Below are 17,367 nucleotides of genomic sequence, written 5' to 3' on the forward strand. Positions count from 1 at the left end.
ATTCAACCAGATGACCATAACCATAAGTGATTGCGACTTCATCTTCAAATAAAGCATCTTTAATCAGAAAACCACCTTCAATTTTTTGTTTAGATTTAAAACTGTCGGCATAAGCTTTTGCTTGACTAGGTTTTTCTGCTAGAATTACAATTTTCATCGTCTACCAATCTCCTTAGTTTAACTCTCGTCCGCTCTTATTAAATGAGTGTATTCAAATTGTTGATAGTTGATTATTTAGAAATAATCAACTGTATATCTCAAACAAATATTTTTATTAGCTATGTATTTATTTTTCTTTTTTCACTTCCCTACCATTGTATCATTTCCTAGTGTGAGTGCAAAAACGTAATGTTCAGTTTTTCCAAGCCTAATCATTTCCAATTTTAAAATTAATATAGATACATTAACCTTAAAAAAAACACAAAAAACTTTCTATCAAAATGATAATAACCCTTTATTTTTATCGGATTTAAAGGAAACGCTTACAACGTTGATTTGTCAATGATTTTATTTTTCGAAATTGTCAGTTTTTTTCTAAAAAAAGGTTTTTTTTTTGCATTTATAGGGTAAAATAAATGTGTAGCACGTAGGGATATTACTATACAATAAAAGGGGATGTTTTATGATGGCATTATCAAGTATTTCTTTTGACAACCGAAGCAAACAAGTAGACAAAGAAGTTCCATTTAATATTGGGGATGGCGTATCATTTATCCGAGGTGAAGTAATGTTTAAAGGTACTGTCACTAAAATGTATGATAATTCCGCACTTATTGAACTATTTGATACTCCAAATTACGAATTTAATAATACTGTATGTAATTTCAAGAGAATGCAGCTATTATAACTAAATATCAAAAGTCCTACAGTCAATTGTAGGACTTTTTTATGTTCTTTTTCTAAATTAAAAATATTAATATACAGCGTTTAGTAAGCTTTTTATCAATGCGTCATCCCATTCACAAGATCAGGATGTTATACATTAAATTGTAACAAAGAGCAGTGTTCACACAGATGTCATATGTCTTACCGTTATAACTGTTATTTTCTGTTACACTTATTGTAGTAAGATATCAGTTAATGAAGGAGATGTTTTAGATGGAACACGCAACTAAAGTTGGTATTAAAGGTAATTACTATGATATTTCAATTCGAGAAGTGATTAGTAATATTGCTTTTACCATTGTTTATAATCCCTTAACTATTACAGATATTGATCAGGCAGATGAATGGGTTACTTCTAGCGCTAATGGTAAATGTATTCACAAAATTTCGGCTATAGAGCATGATACGCGTAAAAATACACGTCGTATTTTCCTTAAAGAATAGTAAAATAAGCAATATAAAAATACCAGTAGATAAAACACTGTAAAAAGTGAACGATCTACTGGTATTTTTTATATTGTAACGCTCTTTCGTTTTGTATCACTTTAATTTCTTTGCGATAAACTATGAGCTGTCATACCAAACACAACAACAATTAGCCCTATCCAAGCACTTAATGATGGAACAGCTGAATTTAAAATAAGTAGTCCTAATATAAAAGAAAACACCGCCTCCATTGATTGTGTAGCTTCAACGGCAGCCAGCTCTTTCATTCTTCCTTGTGTTAAGTCTGTTGCTTTGAAAAAAAGTAGTGTGGCAATAACACCTGAAAAGAGAGCTATTATAATTGAATTAGACACTTGTGACATCGAAGGAATACCTGAACGAGTACCTGCAATAATTGATAAAATCAGCCATGTGGGTAAACTGCATAAAGTCATTCCTAACACACGCTCAAACACGTTTAGACGACCTTCTGTCACTTCCATCATTTTACGATTACCATAGGGGTAAGCAAATGCCGCGATAATAATTGGTAAAGTACCTAGCACTATCCCTTTCAATCCAACCGTTGTCGCATGTGATACTTCCATTATAATAATACCTACAATAATAACACCTGACCAACATAATCCTGTAAGAGGAATCCGACCTTTGACTTTAACAATACCTGTGGCCGTTTGAATTTTTTCATAGAACAGCGGCGACATTAATGCACCGGCTACTATTGTAATCTGCCAAGTTCCTGCAACCAACCATCCTGGTGAATAATCAGCAGCAAAGCATAATGGTGCATAAAAAAGACCAAACCCAATTTGGCTGTAAATGAACCAAGCAAAGGGTCGTTTTTTTATTTCTGACCACATCTTTTTAAAACCACTTTTAAATAAAACAAGCAGCAGCAAAAATGGAACCATAAAAAAATAACGTAAAGATGCACTCCACATCCAATCACCACCTAAGTCAGACATCAATTGATTGAGCACAAATGTAAAAGCAAAAAAGAACGCTGCAATAATACCAATAATAATCGCTCTCATAATCCCCCTCCAGTCTTCTATTTCTCTATATTATCATAAAATCTTCAGGAGGAATTCCTTTTCTTAATACGAAGTCCATATGCTATAATAATACCAGTACAGTTAACAGAAAAGGAGCTTTTGAATGACTGAACACTTTGATATCACAACACATACCTTAATTGCTTACCAAGATCAAAAATTAAGAAACTCTAAAATATTCCTCGCCTTTCGTTGGATATATAGCCTCCTTCTTACGTTGGTAGTGACGATGCTTGCATTTTTATATGACGTGAATTTGGTCGTTATTGGCTGGCTCGCCTTAGGATTATTTTTAGTTTTTACATTCATCTTTTGTTTTACGCCATTATTCGCTATGGTATTAACAGGTATCAGTAGAAAAATGACCAAGGTTGAACGCTTCCCGGTAACAATCGCATTGACAAAGGAAGGTCTCACTCAAACAATCAATGACCGTGTCCTCTTTATTAATTGGTCCGACTTCAAGCGAATTTATAACGACGACGAATACTTTTTTTTAGCTACTAAAAATGATGTTTGTCCTTTACCATTATCAAGCACAGAAAATACAAAGCGTTTAATTTATCAAAATATTAAAGCAAACGCCCCCAAATGCAAAGGTATCGAAAAGTTAAAGATTAGTAAATAAAAAATGTTTTTTAAAATAAATTGTTTAGTCTCTATGTACAGGGGTAATAATACCATATAGTTATTGAATAACTATACTTTCATATATCTCTCCCCCTATTGAGATAATGAATACCCCTACTCTTGGCGACTTTTAAAAAGTCGTCTTTTTTTGTTTCATAATGTCATTACAGGAGGAATTTTTATGATAGTAACCCTAATATTAATTGGTCTTACTCTTTTTGCTATTGGATTTTTGTTTATCGTCATACGCTTTTTTAACCACAAGCCTAAGAGAAAATTCATTATAACGGCTCTAGTAGGTTTTTTATTAGTTGCTATAGGTGTTTTTCTTACCCCCGGCACTGAGACTGACAAACCAACTGAATCAAAAAAAACTACAGAGTCTTCTTCAACCACTCATTCTTCAAATATTGACAGCACTAGCAATTCTCAAACAACTTCAACAGTTCCTATTCAATCTTCGACAACAACTAGCACTACAACTGAAAATTCACTATCACCTACTAGCAGTTCAAGCAATACAAACACTACACCTGATACAGCCGACACGGTAACGAGTACTTCTATCGAGACAACAACTGAATCATCTACTTCTACGACTGAAAGTAGCTCTAGCACTAACGAACAAATAGAAAATGCAACGACTGATTCTACACCCGAAGGAACTGAATAATTTTTTTCCTCTTTAATCCATTGTTAACTAAACAACTGCACATTATGTGGTTGTTTTTTTATGTTTTAATATGGTACCTATTCATTGTATACGTATAAATTTAAATGAAAAAACACGCCTTTAAAAAGCGTGTTTGAAGCCTTACTTTACTATAAATGTATTTTTCGATTTAATTTATTAAACAACTCCAAAAATTGTACTTTTTCTGCCTCAGTCAATTCACCTAATACATCAGTGTTTACTCGTGTGTCCAATTCGCTTGCTTCTTTCAGTGCTATTTCACCTGCAGCAGTGATTGCTAAACGTGTAATTCGGCGATCATTTTTATCATAAATACGTTCTGCATAGTTTTCTCGTACAATGATAGTCGCTATGTTAGTCATCGCACCTGGCGTCACGTTCAAAAAATGAGCCATATCGCTTTGTTTTTGAGGACCTTTATCGCGTAACTCACCTAATACCAATAACGCTGAAATACTGATGCGATGTGGAAATTCGTCAGACCAAATTTTCATTAACGCTGTTGTATAATGATTGATTGTGTATATAAGTTCAATATTTTTTTGATTCATTATCTATTTACCTCCTCTTTATTAGATGACAAAATAGATACAAAAAAACCATAGTTAGCCACTACGGTTTCTGAGAATTTATTTTTTAAATATTTGTGTAAGATCTGTTAAGACTTTATCAGAATCATCCAAAAATGTAACAATAATTTCAGTGCCGGTATCTTCTACCAAAGCATAAGTTTTTTCAAAACGTCCACGCGGCAATGAAATACTGCCAGGATTAAGGTATAGAATACCTGCGTTATACTCACATCCAAGCTCGTGTGTATGTCCAAAGAAGACATATTCTGCTTTGCGACTTTTAGCTCGATCACGTAAAATAACCAAATTCATCTTGATATTAAACAAGTGACCATGTGTTACTAAAATCTTGTGATTATCTACTTCACCGAACCACTCAGTGGGATAAATACGTCCAAAATCACAATTACCTCGTACAATATTATATCCTTCAACTGCTATATCATCGGCCTCAAGTTCAGAATCTCCGCAATGGAAAAAGGCATCAACCTTACCAGTATACATTTCTTTTAAATGCAATAACGCTTCACGGTTACCATGATTATCACTGACAACTAAAACTTTCATTCTGTGCTTCCCTTCTCTACATATATTACTAACATTGTCGCATGATTTTTATCTTTTGACTAGTCATTTTATTGCAAAAAAACATTTTTATTTTAAGTTAGTTTTTTTTATTTAAAAAAACATTATTTATTTACTTAAAGATAGTAGGAGTTGCGGTAAATCCTTCGCCATTTTTTGGATAGCTTTTCCGCGATGACTAATGATGTTTTTTTCACTCATAGTTAATTCTGATGTCGTTTTAGAGAGTTGTGGCACCAAGAAATATGGATCATATCCAAAACCAGCACTTCCTCTTGGTTCAAGTAATATTTCCCCTTCAATAGATCCTTCATAAAAGCGTGTTTCTTCATTGGGCACTGCGACAGCAATTGTACAATCAAATCGAGCCGCACGCTCTTCGCGACTAAATTTTTCAAGGGCTTTAACTAATTTTTCATTATTGTTTGCATCGTTAGCAGGCTCTCCAGCATAACGCGCTGAATATACACCAGGTGCGCCATTTAAAGCAACAACACTTAGACCGGAATCATCACTTATAACGGCTTGATTTGTCAATTTAGCGATTGCTTCTGCTTTCAAAGCAGCATTTTCACGGAAAGTTGTACCTGTTTCTTCAATCTCTGGCAATTCAGGATAATCATTTAATGTTTCAATGACTACGCCATAATCCTCAAAAAGGGCTTTAAATTCTAAGGCTTTGCCTTCATTATGTGTTGCTATTAATAATTTTTTCATTATCAAAATCTCCCTTGTCCAATTTTAACATATTCTACTTCTAAATTAGGGACGTCAAGCCAATCACGTGCTATTCCCCCAAATATTTTAGTTGAACCTGTTGTGAAAAAGCGATGTTGATTTTTTTCACCCGAAACATTTCGTAATGAAAAGTAATCTAACAACATGCTGACTTCACTTGCCGTTTCTAAGCCTGGATTAATTACCTTGACGGATGAACCTAGTACATTTTCAATGATTGGTTGTAACAACGGGTAATGTGTACAACCTAAAACAAAAGTATCTACACCACTATTTTTAAAGGGGCGTAGTGTTTGGGCAACAATTTTTTTAGCAACTGAACCTTTATACTCGGAACTTTCTACGACAGGCGCAAATTTTGGACAAGCAAGGGTTTGAACTTTTATTGTGTGATCTAATAGATCAAGCGCACTATTATATGCTTGGCTTTTAATCGTTCCTTCAGTTCCTATAACACCGATTTGATTATTTTTAGTAGCCTTTAGTGCTGCACGCGCACCTGGTTGAATGACACCAACAACAGGAATAGCAACATGCTCTCTTATATACTGTAAAGCGGCAGCTGTAGCCGTATTACAGGCGATTACTAACAGCTTAATATCATGTTCTAACAGGTAATTTGTCATATCCATTGTAAATTCTTTCACTTGTTCCGTATCTCGCGGTCCATATGGACAACGCAATGTATCTCCTAAGTAACAGATGTTTTCATTAGGTAACTGTCTTAAAATTTCTTGTGCAACAGTTAAGCCTCCCACACCTGAATCAATTACACCGATTGGTTGATTCATAATTTTTCGCTCCAATTTTCAAATTGATATTGCTTCTCTCTATTTTGACTAATTTCCCTTACATTTTCAAGTCAAAAACCTTTAAATTAAGATTTAAATGCTGCTTTAATTTTAAATTCACAGTTCGATCACTTAATTTCACTCTTTTTACATTTTCATTTGTATTTATAAGACAATCGTTTATAATTGAGTACGAATGAAAGGAGCTAACTATGACTGAATCAAACACAACACCCTCATCCACACTCGGTTATGAATTGATGCGACACTTTGTTTTACCTGACCTTTTAGGGCATGAAGCGAGCGGATTGCTCTATTTATTAGGTAAAAACTTAGGACGTAAATTTACTATGTCATCAATTCCAGAGCTACAGATTTTTTTTAATGAGGCTGGCTGGGGTACATTAACTGTAGAAAAAGAGAAAAAAGATACCTGCCATTTTATATTATCTGGTGACCCTGTTGAAAAAGCATTCGCTTTAAATACAGAACACTCATTTAATTTAGAAGCTGGTTTTTTAGCAGCAAACTTTGCTAGTCAAACTGGTTTTTATACTGAAGCCACTGAAGAAATTAACCATAAAAAAAGCACCGTCATACTCATTGTAAAATGGGATCGTAAAGAATACGATGCCAATGCGAGCATAGACAGTACCGAAGAAGACTCTATATCAAATTAAGGTGTTTCAAACCTTTCATAATACCATCTTCATCCACGTGGTCGGTTATATAATCGGCCACTTTTTTCAACGCTTCTTTTCCATTTCCCATTGCCACACCACACCCTACCGCTTGTAACATTTCATAATCGTTCATGCCATCTCCAAACGCATAGGCGTTTTCTATCGCAATATTAAGCTCACTTAAAAGTGCTTTAATACCATCTGCTTTTGAACCATTTGCTGGAATAACATCCATCGACTGATCATGCCAACGCACAAAACGATAATTTTCAAAGGCTGCATTATAACTCATGTCATGTGAATCATCTGCAAATAACATCATCTGATAAATTTCATTATCTGTTGTGAAATCGGAGACCACTTCTGGGTAAGAAATATTGACAGAATTCAAAGCTTTTTTAACCACTTCGTTATTGGGTTCATCAAAAGCAATCATATGATGACTCGCAAATACTAGGGCGTGATTTTTTGCTTTTGTTAGCTCTTTTAATTGTGCCAATTCTGCCATGGGCATAGGATTAGTATAAACAATCTCACCTTTGTGAGTCACATATTGTCCGTTATAACAAACAATCGTATCCACATTAAGTTCATCACAAATTTTAGTTACTGTGAAAGGTGAACGGCCCGTAGCTAAAGCCACTTTAATGCCTTTACTTTGTAGTAAAGCGATACTTTCTTTTGTAGATTCCGGAATTTCATTTTGAGTATTATACAATGTTCCATCTACATCAAAAAACACTATCTTAGTCATATTAATTCTTAACTCCTTTAGTTTAATTTTTTAAATGTTATACGCTAACATTATAACATGAATGTAACTTCCTCTTTAGACTGGCTCGATTCATTCTAATATAAAGGGCTCTTTTGATATATTCTGAATACCCTATAACAAAATCTACAGCATACCTAAAAAACAAATAATTCAATGTCCCCTTGTTTTTAATGGGTTTATAAATTATTTGTTAGTGTGCTTCTCAATTTTATGGTAAACTGTTAATGAAAGATTTGTTCGGATAAATTGATGAAACTTATTACATACGCGTTGACCTTGTTGCAGTATCACTTCTATTTGAAAACAATTTTTGTCAAAAATTACTTTTAGAATAGTTGTTCATGTTGCAAAAATAAAATGGAGCATCCCTTTTGGTGATGTTTAGTTAATTATACGCCTAAAAGAATAAGTACTTATCCTTCAAACTTTAAATTAGAGTTAAGAGGTTTTTCCTCATAAAAATATATTTCAAACACACAAAGGAGCAAATTAAAATGATATACAAAGTATTTTATCAAGAAAACATGATTGAAACACCATTGCGCGAAAACACAAAAAGCTTAATGATCGAGGCTAGTTCTATCGAGGACGTTCGAAAAAAATTAACAAACCATGGTTACAATATTGAATTTATCGAAATGATGCGAGATGCCCAAATCGCATTTGAAAAAAATGACCCTGACTTTAAGTTAGAGGAAATCTAGATCGAAATGAAGCTTGTAAAAAATAATGAAACTGCAGTCTTTGCTCTCGGTGGCTTAGGCGAAATCGGTAAAAATATGTACTGTGTTCAATTTCAAGATGAAATCATCGTAATTGACGCAGGTATTAAGTTTCCAGAAGATGACTTGTTGGGCATTGATTACGTCATCCCTGATTATACTTACCTGATTGAAAATGCAGACAAAGTCAAAGGTGTCTTTATCACGCATGGTCATGAGGATCATATTGGTGGTATTCCTTTCTTACTTAAACAGGTTAACTTGCCAATTTATGCTACGAAGTTAGCACTTGGCTTAATTAGAAATAAACTTGAAGAACATGGCCTTTTACGAACTGCTGAATTAATTGAATTCAACGAAGATGATGTCTTCAAGTTCCGTAAAACAAGTGTTTCTTTCTACCGTACAACTCACAGTATTCCAGATGCATTTGGTGTCGTAGTTAAAACACCTTCAGGTAATATTGTTGAAACAGGTGATTTTAAATTTGATTTCACTCCGGTTGGTCAACCTGCTAACATTACTAAAATGGCAGAGCTTGGTAAAGAAGGCGTTTTATGCTTACTTGCAGATAGTACAAATGCTACGGTACCACAATTCACGATGTCTGAAAAAATCGTTGGCGATAGCATCAAAGATATTTTTGAAACTGTTGATGGTCGTATTATTTTCGCTACTTTCGCCTCAAATATGCACCGTGTACAACAAGTGGTCGAAGCTGCTATTGAAAAAGGTCGTAAAATCGCTGTTTTTGGACGTAGTATGGAATCCGCACTTGAAATTGGTCAAGAGCTAGGTTACATCGCTGCACCAAAAAATACCTTTATCGATGCTCACCAAATCAAACGTTTACCAGCAAACCAAGTATGTATCTTATGTACGGGTAGTCAAGGTGAACCAATGGCTGCATTATCACGTATTGCCAACGGTACTCATCGTCAAATCCAAATACAACCTGGCGATACAGTTGTATTTTCATCTTCTCCTATTCCTGGTAACACGGTTGGAATCAACAAAACAATCAACCGTCTATACCAAGCAGGTGCGGATGTTATCCATGGTAAATTAAACAATATCCATACATCAGGTCACGGTGGCATGGAAGAACAAAAATTAATGCTTCGCTTAATGAAGCCTAAATATTTCATGCCTGTCCATGGTGAATACCGCATGCTAAAAAGCCATCAACAAACGGCGATTAACTGTGATGTTCCTGCAGACAATACTTTCGTTCTTGGTAACGGTGATGTTTTAGCGCTAACTGCTGATTCTGCACGTATTGCTGGTCGTGTACCTTCTGGTACTATCTATGTTGATGGAAAAGGAATTGGCGATATTGGTAGCATTGTTTTACGCGATCGCCGTATCCTTTCAGAAGATGGTATTGTACTCGTAGTTACAACGGTCGATTTTGAAAATCAACGTGTAATGTCTGGTCCAGATATTATTTCTCGAGGATTCGTCTACATGCGTGAATCAGGATCATTAATTAATGATGCTCAAGCACTGATTACTCGTCGATTGCAAAAAGCGATGAATAGCGATAAAGAAGTCACTCGTCACGATATTAAATCATTAGTGATTGATACATTAAACCCATACTTTTATGACAAAACAAAACGTCGTCCGATGTTATTACCTGTCATAATGGAGTACGATAAATAATAGTTAATAATTAAAAACTAGACCGCTTAACTTCTGTATAAACAGGAGTAAGTGCTCTAGTTTTTTTGTGCTGTTATCGTTGCGAATTTATTCGCTTACGATAACAGTATGGGACGGAAATTGCGCCAGCAATTGAGTACCACTCCTTTTATTCAGTCACATAAGCATCACTCAACACTTATGAAATTACGATAACAATGGGTGCTGACATTGTTGCGAATAAATGAGCTTTACAAGGACAGTATGGGTGCTAATATCGTAGCGAATTCATTCGCTTTACGAGAGTAGTATGGGACGGTGCTGACATTGTTGCGAAGATATGAGCTTTACAAGGACAGTATGGGACGGAGCGACAGCGAGTACCATTCCTTTTGTTAATAACTTAAGAGTACCATTCCTTTTGTTAATAACTTAAGAGTACCAATCCTCATGTTAGATGCTTTAAGAGTACGATTCCATTTGTTAATGTCTTAAGAGTACCAATCCTTTTATTAATAACTTAAGAGTACCACTCCTCATGTTAGATGCTTTAAGAGTACCATTCCTTTTGTTAATAACTTAAGAGTATCATTCCTTCAATGAAGCGAGTACCATTCCTTTTGTTATCTCCTTCTAAGTATCTCTCTCAGATTTAATAGTTTACGCGTATATTAAAAGGACCCTAAAAATCAGATTAAACATCTAATTTTCAAGGTCCATTCACACTATTAAATTAATTTTTAATCTAGTTTCTCTTTCAATCGTTCAATGTCTGTGTCCGCACCAATAACCATCAGAGTATCGTTCACTTTGATATATTCTGTGGGTTCAGGATTTACAATCATAACACCTGCACGGCGAATAGCAACAACATTAAGCCCATATTCAGAGCGCACTCTCAAATCGATCAATGTTCGTTCTTTAAAGCGAGGGTTAGCAACTGATAACTCTACTAAACTATACTCATGACTTAATTCTAAATAGTCTATCACATTACGTGACGCTATATAATGCGCAATGCGTCGTCCCATATCCCTCTCAGGAAAGACAATACGATCGGCACCGATTTTAGATAAAACTTTACCATGACTTTCATTTTGAGCCTTAACAGTAACGTGTTTAACGCCCATTTCTTTCAGTAATAAAGTGATTAAGATACTGGCTTCAACATCCTCACCAATTGCCACAACAACATGGTCAAAGTTACGTATCCCTAAGTTATTCAATACATTTTCATCCATTGAGTTTCCGATAACCGCATGTGTTGCAATATTTGCATACACATTCACCCGTTCTTCATTGATATCAATTGCGAGAACTTCCTTCCCCAAATCAATCAACGTTTCACAAATACTACCGCCAAAACGACCAAGGCCGATCACCGCATAGTTTTCATCTTCTTCACGATATTTTACCAAATTAATCGCTCCTTCTACTCAACGAGTTGATGTTTAAATGCATAAATAACCGCTTGTGTACGATCTTGTACATTTAGTTTAGATAATATATTGCTGACATGTGTTTTAACTGTTTTCAGTGTAATAAACAACTCATCTGCAATTTCTTGATTAGACTTACCTTTAGTGATTAACAATAAGATTTCTTTCTCACGCTTGGTTAATTCCTCATGTAGAGGTGTTTCTTGCACGTGTGTTAAACGTTTCATCATTTTACCGGTTACCTCAGGCTCCAATACTGAATCGCCCTTATAAGTCATTCTGATAGCGTTAGCGATTTCTCGTGCTGCTGATGTTTTTAACAAGTACGATTTAGCACCTGCCTCTAATGCCGGATAAACCTTCTCATCATCAATAAAACTTGTAACAATGATTATTTTCGCTTCAGGCCAGGCTGACATTATCTCACGAGTTGCCTCGATACCATCCATCTCATCCATCACTAAATCCATTAAAATAATATCAGGTTTTAATGCCAATGCTTTTGCGACACCTATTTTTCCGTTTTCAGCTTCACCAACCACTTCGATATCTGATTGAACAGCTAAATAAGCAGAAACACCCATTCGTACCATTTCATGATCATCTACTAACATTACACTAATCAATCGAATCACCTTCTACAATCGGAATTTTTATTTCAACACTCGTTCCTTTATTAGGAAAACTAATAATTTTTAAAGTCCCACCAATTTCATTGATTCGTTCATGAACATTTTGAAGTCCATATGAACCTGGATTAGCATTGAAGTCTTTCACTTCGAAACCCTTACCATCGTCAACGACACGTAAAATAGCAACATTTTTAACTTGTCCAAAATAGACGCTTAAGTGATTTGCTTTTGCATGCCGCATTGTATTGCTAATTAATTCTTGAACAACCCGAAATAAATGATTTTCCAAAGCGGGTTGAAACGCAATCGGTTCAATTTTCCAAGTCATCTCTAAAGGTAATTTAGATTGTAGCTCACGCAATAAACCTTCAATTCCTTGTTGCAATGATTTTCCTTCAAGCAAAACAGGACGAAGGTGTAATAATAACGCACGCATTTCAGATTGCGATTCATTAATCGTTTTTTCAATCATTTCTAACTGTTTGGCGATCATCGGTGGCAATGTTGAGTCATCAACCGTCTCATTGACAGCCGATAACATCATCGTTGCAGCAAAGAGCTGTTGGCTAACCGAGTCATGTAATTCACGAGCCAAACGCTGACGTTCATTCATTAGTATCTCTTCTTTTGTTTTCGCAGACAATCCGCCTTCTGATTGCTCAGAAAGTTGTTGTGAGGCAAGCACCTGACGTTGATAACGCTCTTGTAACTCTGTAATTGAACGTTGAATCCACTGTATTTCCTTAAAATCGCTCTTTCGCTCAGTTTCTTTGTTTTCAACTAAAGGATTAGCCACACGAATTTGTCGTTCGACATTATCCAGTTGTTTACGAATATTCGTTGCGACGACGCCTCCAATGACAACACCAATTACAACAGCTACTACTATTAATAAAACACCGAGTGGTAAACCAAAATAGGCTTGTTTCCAAAATACTTGATTAAGTGTTAATGATGTTGTTGCAATCAACGTGATTAGGGTCCCTAAAGTCATGCCAACCATTGCTAAAAGACCAATGATAATTCCGCCTTTGAACAAACTCATACGTGCATCACCTCAAGTTCACCAACAATAACCGAAACAACTAGTTTAATTTTATAAGTTGCCTCATGGTAATTTTCGGAATAGTGCACAAGCGTTTCCTGTCTCAGCGTTTTCACAGCATCACTTTCAGGATAATTCAGTTGACCAGAAAATGCAGAATAATCTAATGCTACGCCAACGTCTACTGGTACAACAATACGCATATCACCAACAAGACCTCGAATTATCGCTGTATTTTCACCTGGAGGCAACACTGTATTCCCTAAATCGATGATCACATCACCAATACCAAACTGAATATTGATATCATTCCATTCGAATGGTGATTCACCGAAATGGTACTCACCAATTATTTTATTTTTTGATACAACAGTATCTTTATGAATAGCTTCAGCTTCTTTTATTTGAACTGATATTAAATCAGCTGTGCGTTTCATCTTCAACAAATGACGAATAAAGACGATTAGAACAATTAAAACACCAATACGAAAACTAATCGTTCCACCAATCGCTAATATAATACACACTACACCTGCCCAAAACAGAAAACTACGCTGTCTTGTATGATTTAATTTGTTGCGGCGGTGCATCAAAAAAACAAGTGAAAAGCCAACAATTAACAATATGAACAAACTGCGTTGAAAAAGCAATTCAACGACTGTTGCAAGCATAAAGATCATTAGTAATCGTGCATAAAGTTGGCGTTTACCTTTCATTCGTTTACCTCCTTAAACATACTCTCGTTTAAGTATATGTCTTTTGCTCTGTTTTGTAGCGACCCCTACGACTGATTATTACTGCGACTTAGGACTGATTTATTCACCTTCGTCTTCAGTAGTAACCTCTGTCTCAGTTTCACTTACAGGTGCAACAAGTTTCGTCCACCCATCAGCTTGCGTAATTTTACGGCCTTTCATTAGTTGGCCTAACGCGCGTTTAAATTGCGCTTTACTAATACCAAATTTAGCTTTAATTTCATCAGGTGATGATTTGTCAGTATAAGGCATTTCACCATCCATACGAACTAAGTAAGCTTCAATCATACCTGCATCTTCGCCTAATGCTTCATGCGCACGTTTACGCAATGATATATTTAAAGATCCATCCGGACGAACAGCTACAACACGTCCATTAACGTATTCGCCTAAACGCGGTTCAATGTCACGTTCTGTTTCATGCACAAATGCTAAATAAGCTTCGTCAGTAATTAAGAAGCTTCCAGAACGGATTAAGCGATAAATAGTTCCTGAAATATCAGTGTTCTTCAATTCGGGAGCCGCTTTCTTGATTGTCGTTTTAATAACTTCTTCTGTTGCAAGAACGCCCCATAAACGATCTTTTTGATCAACTCGTAATGACAGCAGTAAACGATCACCTTTTTTAGGCCAGATTTGTTTAAGTGGTGGCATATCATCCATTGATACAACAATATCTTTTGGTAAACCAATATTTACAAACACACCTAAATCACGACGAACAGCTACAACTTCACCCCAGCTATAACGCCCAATTTGTACCTTTGGAATAATTGTTGTCGCTACAACACTTTGATCTTGATCATTTAGAATAAAGACTTCTAACTCTTCCTCAAGTTCAACTGTTTGATCTTCTTTTAGATATTCGCGTGGTAATTTGTAAACATCCTCGTAACCATCTGCTACAAATATATTTTTTTCATCCATATTTTTCACAACAACTTTAAGCGTTGTACCTAAATATTTTGTTTGTCCGTAATTTTCCATTTCTCGTCACCCTCTCAACTCTTTCATCCTTTATTATAACTTACTTTTAAACGGATTACATTACTCTATCTAAAACTAATGATGAGCATTACTAATTTTCGCTCACCCCTTGAGTTTAGTGTATAATACAAAGTAACACTAAAACTACGAAAAGAGGTGACAGAAACAGCTGTTTCATGACAGGTGTTTCATACAAAATGAAACAAAATAATTTTATTCCTGGTGTTATCACTGGTTTAGTACTGGGGCATTTAGCTTATCATTACGTAATAGAACCTCGTAAGCGAATAGACCCTGAACTTGTACTAAATTCATTGAAAGCACAATTAAAAAATACTCACCCGATTAAAAATTCATGGATTTCTTATACACCGGAAAATTTCAAACATCATGGTGTTATTACCGAAGTCTATCGCGGTGGTCTAGCAGATGATCTTTTTACAGATCGTTACGAATTTGTCGCTGAATCTAAATCAGGCACTTTAATCGACCTCTATAAAGTTATCTAACGTAAAAAAGAAAACAGGCTGTTGTAGTCGTATTTTGACTACTCCAACCTGTTTTTTATTATTTAAATTGAACTTCACAGCGATAAATTGGTTGTCCTTTAGCAGAAAATTTTTGTTCATATTCTGTTTGGACATTACCTTCCATCTCTGATTGATGCAAGTCAAGACTCAAATATTCTAAACTTAAACCAAAGTTAGTAAAACTGATTAATGAATATTCAAACAAACCACGGTTATCTGTTTTGAAGTGAATTTCTTTACCTGTTTCTAATACATCTTTATATGATGTTAAAAAAGGTGCAGATGTCAGACGACGTTTTTCATGACGTTTTTTAGGCCATGGATCTGAAAAATTCAAGTAAACCTGATCGATTTCACCTTTTTCAAAAAACTCGGAAACAAGGGCACCATCTGTCGGCAACAATTTTATATTCGTTAGTTTCTTATCAATAATTTTATCTAATACATCAATCATGACACTCTTTTGGATTTCAATACCCAGATAGTTAATGTCTGGATGCAGTTCAGCCATACCTGTGATAAATTGACCTTTACCAGTTCCTATTTCAATATGAATAGGTTGGTCGTTGCCAAACAGTTGAGACCATTTCCCCTTCATTTCTTCGGGTTTCATAATAACGTGTTCAGGATGAGACTCAAGTTTTTCTTGAGCCCACGGTTTATTTCTTAAGCGCATTTTTATAACTCCTCATCATTTAATACTTTTTCTAATTTGATTAACCATTTATTCATTTCATTTAAACGGCCACTATTATGCTTTGTTTTAATCGTTAAAATAACATTGCATAACATGTACCATTTCAATTTGACTTGCAACAATGGCGTCATGCTCATTCCATATGTTTCGAGCCAGTTTGACCAATTTTCTTTGGGTATGTATCGATACAATAACATGCTTAAATCAACACTAACATCTGATAAAACAGCCCCGTCCCAATCAACAAGAAACAGCTCATCTTCATCAGATAGCAGCCAATTGTTATGATTAACATCACCGTGACAAACAACTGCAGTCATAGCACTAGCAACAAGTGTTTGGTTACTTTCAAGATAACGTAACGCTTGCTTAATTTGAGGATGTAAGCTCAATACATCAGCCATATCTGTTTTGACATGCGTTAGCCAATCATTGGGATACATCACATGCGCATCAATTTTTTTCAATAAAATATTGAGTGCGCGTGAGGTATGAATGCGTTGCATCATATCAATCACACGTGGGCTTGTCATTTCCTCGTGAGTGAATAAATGACCATTTGCCCATTTTTGAGCAGTAATGACATCACCATTCTCTAATCTTTGCGTCCATTTCAAACGAGGCACAAAACCTTCAGCCGATAAAACTGCCAAAAATGGTGTTGAGTTTCTCTTTAGGAAAAACTTTCCTTCATGATTTGTTGCAAAATATGCCTGACCCGATTCACCACCTGCTGGTTGTAAATCATCCCATTGTCGACCTAAATAATTTGTCATCCGTTTTGTGCCCCCCTTTCACCTAATAATAACCAACCACTCAACTTTAGCTAGGGTTGGTTTATTGCTGCTAGTATTCCAAAACAATTATTTGGATACTTTAATCTGTGAAAAAAAGCTTAATGTTTTTTCTTTAACAAAATAACATCTTTCTTTTATTTCGCAAACATAAACAACCAACCATCTGAAATTAGCGGCTGTTTTCCCCATTCTATTTACTCTACTTCTATATTCTAAAGCGTTACGTAGGTTTCGTCAAGACAACAAACGTTCGTTTTATTAAAA

The 17,367-nt window shown here is 35.3% G+C and carries 21 protein-coding genes; 8 read left to right on the plus strand and 13 right to left on the minus strand.

Annotation, left to right across the window (positions count from 1 at the left end):
* Nucleotides 1-622: 622 nt before the first annotated feature.
* Together IKV95_RS00315 and IKV95_RS00320 are read left to right on the plus strand one after the other, a co-directional pair.
* Nucleotides 623-847: a DUF2187 family protein gene (locus IKV95_RS00315; protein ID WP_029092223.1), complete on the plus strand. Its 225-nt coding sequence runs from the start codon at nucleotides 623-625 to the stop codon at nucleotides 845-847.
* 251 nt (nucleotides 848-1,098) lie between these two features.
* Complete coding sequence (locus IKV95_RS00320; protein ID WP_029092224.1) at nucleotides 1,099-1,329, plus strand: hypothetical protein; 231 nt, start codon at nucleotides 1,099-1,101, stop codon at nucleotides 1,327-1,329.
* Nucleotides 1,330-1,430: 101 nt separating this feature from the next.
* Here the strand turns inward: IKV95_RS00320 and IKV95_RS00325 are convergent, their stop codons facing one another.
* Nucleotides 1,431-2,366 carry a DMT family transporter gene (locus tag IKV95_RS00325; RefSeq protein ID WP_069125271.1) on the minus strand — a complete coding sequence of 312 codons (936 nt, stop codon included), beginning with the start codon at nucleotides 2,364-2,366 and terminating at the stop codon, nucleotides 1,431-1,433.
* A 124-nt stretch (nucleotides 2,367-2,490) separates the two neighbouring features.
* On the opposite strand from IKV95_RS00325, the gene IKV95_RS00330 reads away from it, so the two are divergent.
* Both IKV95_RS00330 and IKV95_RS00335 read left to right on the plus strand, forming a co-directional pair.
* The gene (locus IKV95_RS00330; RefSeq protein ID WP_069120463.1) at nucleotides 2,491-3,015 is read left to right on the plus strand and encodes a YcxB family protein; all 525 of its coding nucleotides are present in this window, start codon (nucleotides 2,491-2,493) and stop codon (nucleotides 3,013-3,015) included.
* 183 nt (nucleotides 3,016-3,198) lie between these two features.
* On the plus strand, nucleotides 3,199-3,690 hold the full coding sequence (locus IKV95_RS00335; RefSeq protein WP_069125269.1) for a hypothetical protein: 492 nt from the start codon (nucleotides 3,199-3,201) through the stop codon (nucleotides 3,688-3,690).
* Nucleotides 3,691-3,839: 149 nt separating this feature from the next.
* Here IKV95_RS00335 and IKV95_RS00340 read toward each other — a convergent pair whose 3' ends face one another.
* From IKV95_RS00340 to racE, 4 genes are all read right to left on the minus strand, one after another.
* Nucleotides 3,840-4,262 carry a MarR family winged helix-turn-helix transcriptional regulator gene (locus IKV95_RS00340; protein ID WP_069120461.1) on the minus strand — a complete coding sequence of 141 codons (423 nt, stop codon included), beginning with the start codon at nucleotides 4,260-4,262 and terminating at the stop codon, nucleotides 3,840-3,842.
* Between the two features lie 78 nt (nucleotides 4,263-4,340).
* Nucleotides 4,341-4,850 carry a metallophosphoesterase gene (locus IKV95_RS00345; protein ID WP_029092229.1) on the minus strand — a complete coding sequence of 170 codons (510 nt, stop codon included), beginning with the start codon at nucleotides 4,848-4,850 and terminating at the stop codon, nucleotides 4,341-4,343.
* Between the two features lie 126 nt (nucleotides 4,851-4,976).
* Nucleotides 4,977-5,585: an XTP/dITP diphosphatase gene (locus tag IKV95_RS00350; RefSeq protein WP_287451287.1), complete on the minus strand. Its 609-nt coding sequence runs from the start codon at nucleotides 5,583-5,585 to the stop codon at nucleotides 4,977-4,979.
* A 2-nt stretch (nucleotides 5,586-5,587) separates the two neighbouring features.
* Nucleotides 5,588-6,397: a glutamate racemase gene (racE, locus tag IKV95_RS00355; protein ID WP_029092231.1), complete on the minus strand. Its 810-nt coding sequence runs from the start codon at nucleotides 6,395-6,397 to the stop codon at nucleotides 5,588-5,590.
* Between the two features lie 212 nt (nucleotides 6,398-6,609).
* Between racE and IKV95_RS00360 the strand changes: the two genes are divergently transcribed.
* Nucleotides 6,610-7,077: a YslB family protein gene (locus IKV95_RS00360; protein ID WP_069125268.1), complete on the plus strand. Its 468-nt coding sequence runs from the start codon at nucleotides 6,610-6,612 to the stop codon at nucleotides 7,075-7,077.
* On the opposite strand, the gene IKV95_RS00365 is transcribed toward IKV95_RS00360, so the two are convergent.
* Nucleotides 7,064-7,834 (minus strand): Cof-type HAD-IIB family hydrolase, encoded by a 771-nt coding sequence (locus IKV95_RS00365; RefSeq protein ID WP_287451288.1) that lies wholly within the window; start codon nucleotides 7,832-7,834, stop codon nucleotides 7,064-7,066. The genes IKV95_RS00360 and IKV95_RS00365 overlap by 14 nt on opposite strands.
* A 515-nt stretch (nucleotides 7,835-8,349) precedes the next feature.
* On the opposite strand from IKV95_RS00365, the gene IKV95_RS00370 reads away from it, so the two are divergent.
* Nucleotides 8,350-8,559, plus strand: coding sequence for a DNA-dependent RNA polymerase subunit epsilon (locus tag IKV95_RS00370; protein ID WP_029092234.1), 210 nt, complete (start codon nucleotides 8,350-8,352; stop codon nucleotides 8,557-8,559).
* A 6-nt stretch (nucleotides 8,560-8,565) separates the two neighbouring features.
* On the plus strand, nucleotides 8,566-10,242 hold the full coding sequence (gene rnjA / locus IKV95_RS00375; protein ID WP_029092235.1) for a ribonuclease J1: 1,677 nt from the start codon (nucleotides 8,566-8,568) through the stop codon (nucleotides 10,240-10,242).
* A gap of 719 nt (nucleotides 10,243-10,961) precedes the next feature.
* Here rnjA and IKV95_RS00380 read toward each other — a convergent pair.
* From IKV95_RS00380 to IKV95_RS00400, 5 genes are all read right to left on the minus strand, one after another.
* Nucleotides 10,962-11,639 (minus strand): potassium channel family protein, encoded by a 678-nt coding sequence (locus tag IKV95_RS00380; RefSeq protein WP_036027605.1) that lies wholly within the window; start codon nucleotides 11,637-11,639, stop codon nucleotides 10,962-10,964.
* A 14-nt stretch (nucleotides 11,640-11,653) separates the two neighbouring features.
* Nucleotides 11,654-12,286, minus strand: coding sequence for a response regulator transcription factor (locus IKV95_RS00385; RefSeq protein ID WP_287451289.1), 633 nt, complete (start codon nucleotides 12,284-12,286; stop codon nucleotides 11,654-11,656).
* Nucleotides 12,279-13,337: a sensor histidine kinase gene (locus IKV95_RS00390; RefSeq protein WP_069125265.1), complete on the minus strand. Its 1,059-nt coding sequence runs from the start codon at nucleotides 13,335-13,337 to the stop codon at nucleotides 12,279-12,281. The genes IKV95_RS00385 and IKV95_RS00390 overlap by 8 nt, the downstream gene beginning before the upstream one ends.
* The gene (gene liaF, locus IKV95_RS00395) at nucleotides 13,334-14,053 is read right to left on the minus strand and encodes a cell wall-active antibiotics response protein LiaF (RefSeq protein WP_029092239.1); all 720 of its coding nucleotides are present in this window, start codon (nucleotides 14,051-14,053) and stop codon (nucleotides 13,334-13,336) included. The genes IKV95_RS00390 and liaF overlap by 4 nt, the downstream gene beginning before the upstream one ends.
* 99 nt (nucleotides 14,054-14,152) lie before the next feature.
* Entirely contained in the window at nucleotides 14,153-15,079 is a 927-nt protein-coding gene (locus tag IKV95_RS00400; RefSeq protein ID WP_029092240.1) for a CvfB family protein, read from the minus strand.
* Between the two features lie 176 nt (nucleotides 15,080-15,255).
* On the opposite strand from IKV95_RS00400, the gene IKV95_RS00405 reads away from it, so the two are divergent.
* Nucleotides 15,256-15,588, plus strand: coding sequence for a hypothetical protein (locus IKV95_RS00405; protein WP_051457132.1), 333 nt, complete (start codon nucleotides 15,256-15,258; stop codon nucleotides 15,586-15,588).
* Between the two features lie 58 nt (nucleotides 15,589-15,646).
* On the opposite strand, the gene trmB is transcribed toward IKV95_RS00405, so the two are convergent.
* The gene (gene trmB / locus IKV95_RS00410) at nucleotides 15,647-16,285 is read right to left on the minus strand and encodes a tRNA (guanosine(46)-N7)-methyltransferase TrmB (RefSeq protein WP_029092241.1); all 639 of its coding nucleotides are present in this window, start codon (nucleotides 16,283-16,285) and stop codon (nucleotides 15,647-15,649) included.
* A 2-nt stretch (nucleotides 16,286-16,287) separates the two neighbouring features.
* A complete protein-coding gene (locus IKV95_RS00415; RefSeq protein ID WP_069118742.1) occupies nucleotides 16,288-17,082 on the minus strand; it encodes a phosphotransferase family protein in 795 nt (264 codons plus the stop codon).
* Nucleotides 17,083-17,367 lie beyond the last annotated feature (285 nt).

This window comes from Brochothrix sp., from assembly GCF_017549435.1.
Taxonomy (GTDB): domain Bacteria; phylum Bacillota; class Bacilli; order Lactobacillales; family Listeriaceae; genus Brochothrix; species Brochothrix thermosphacta.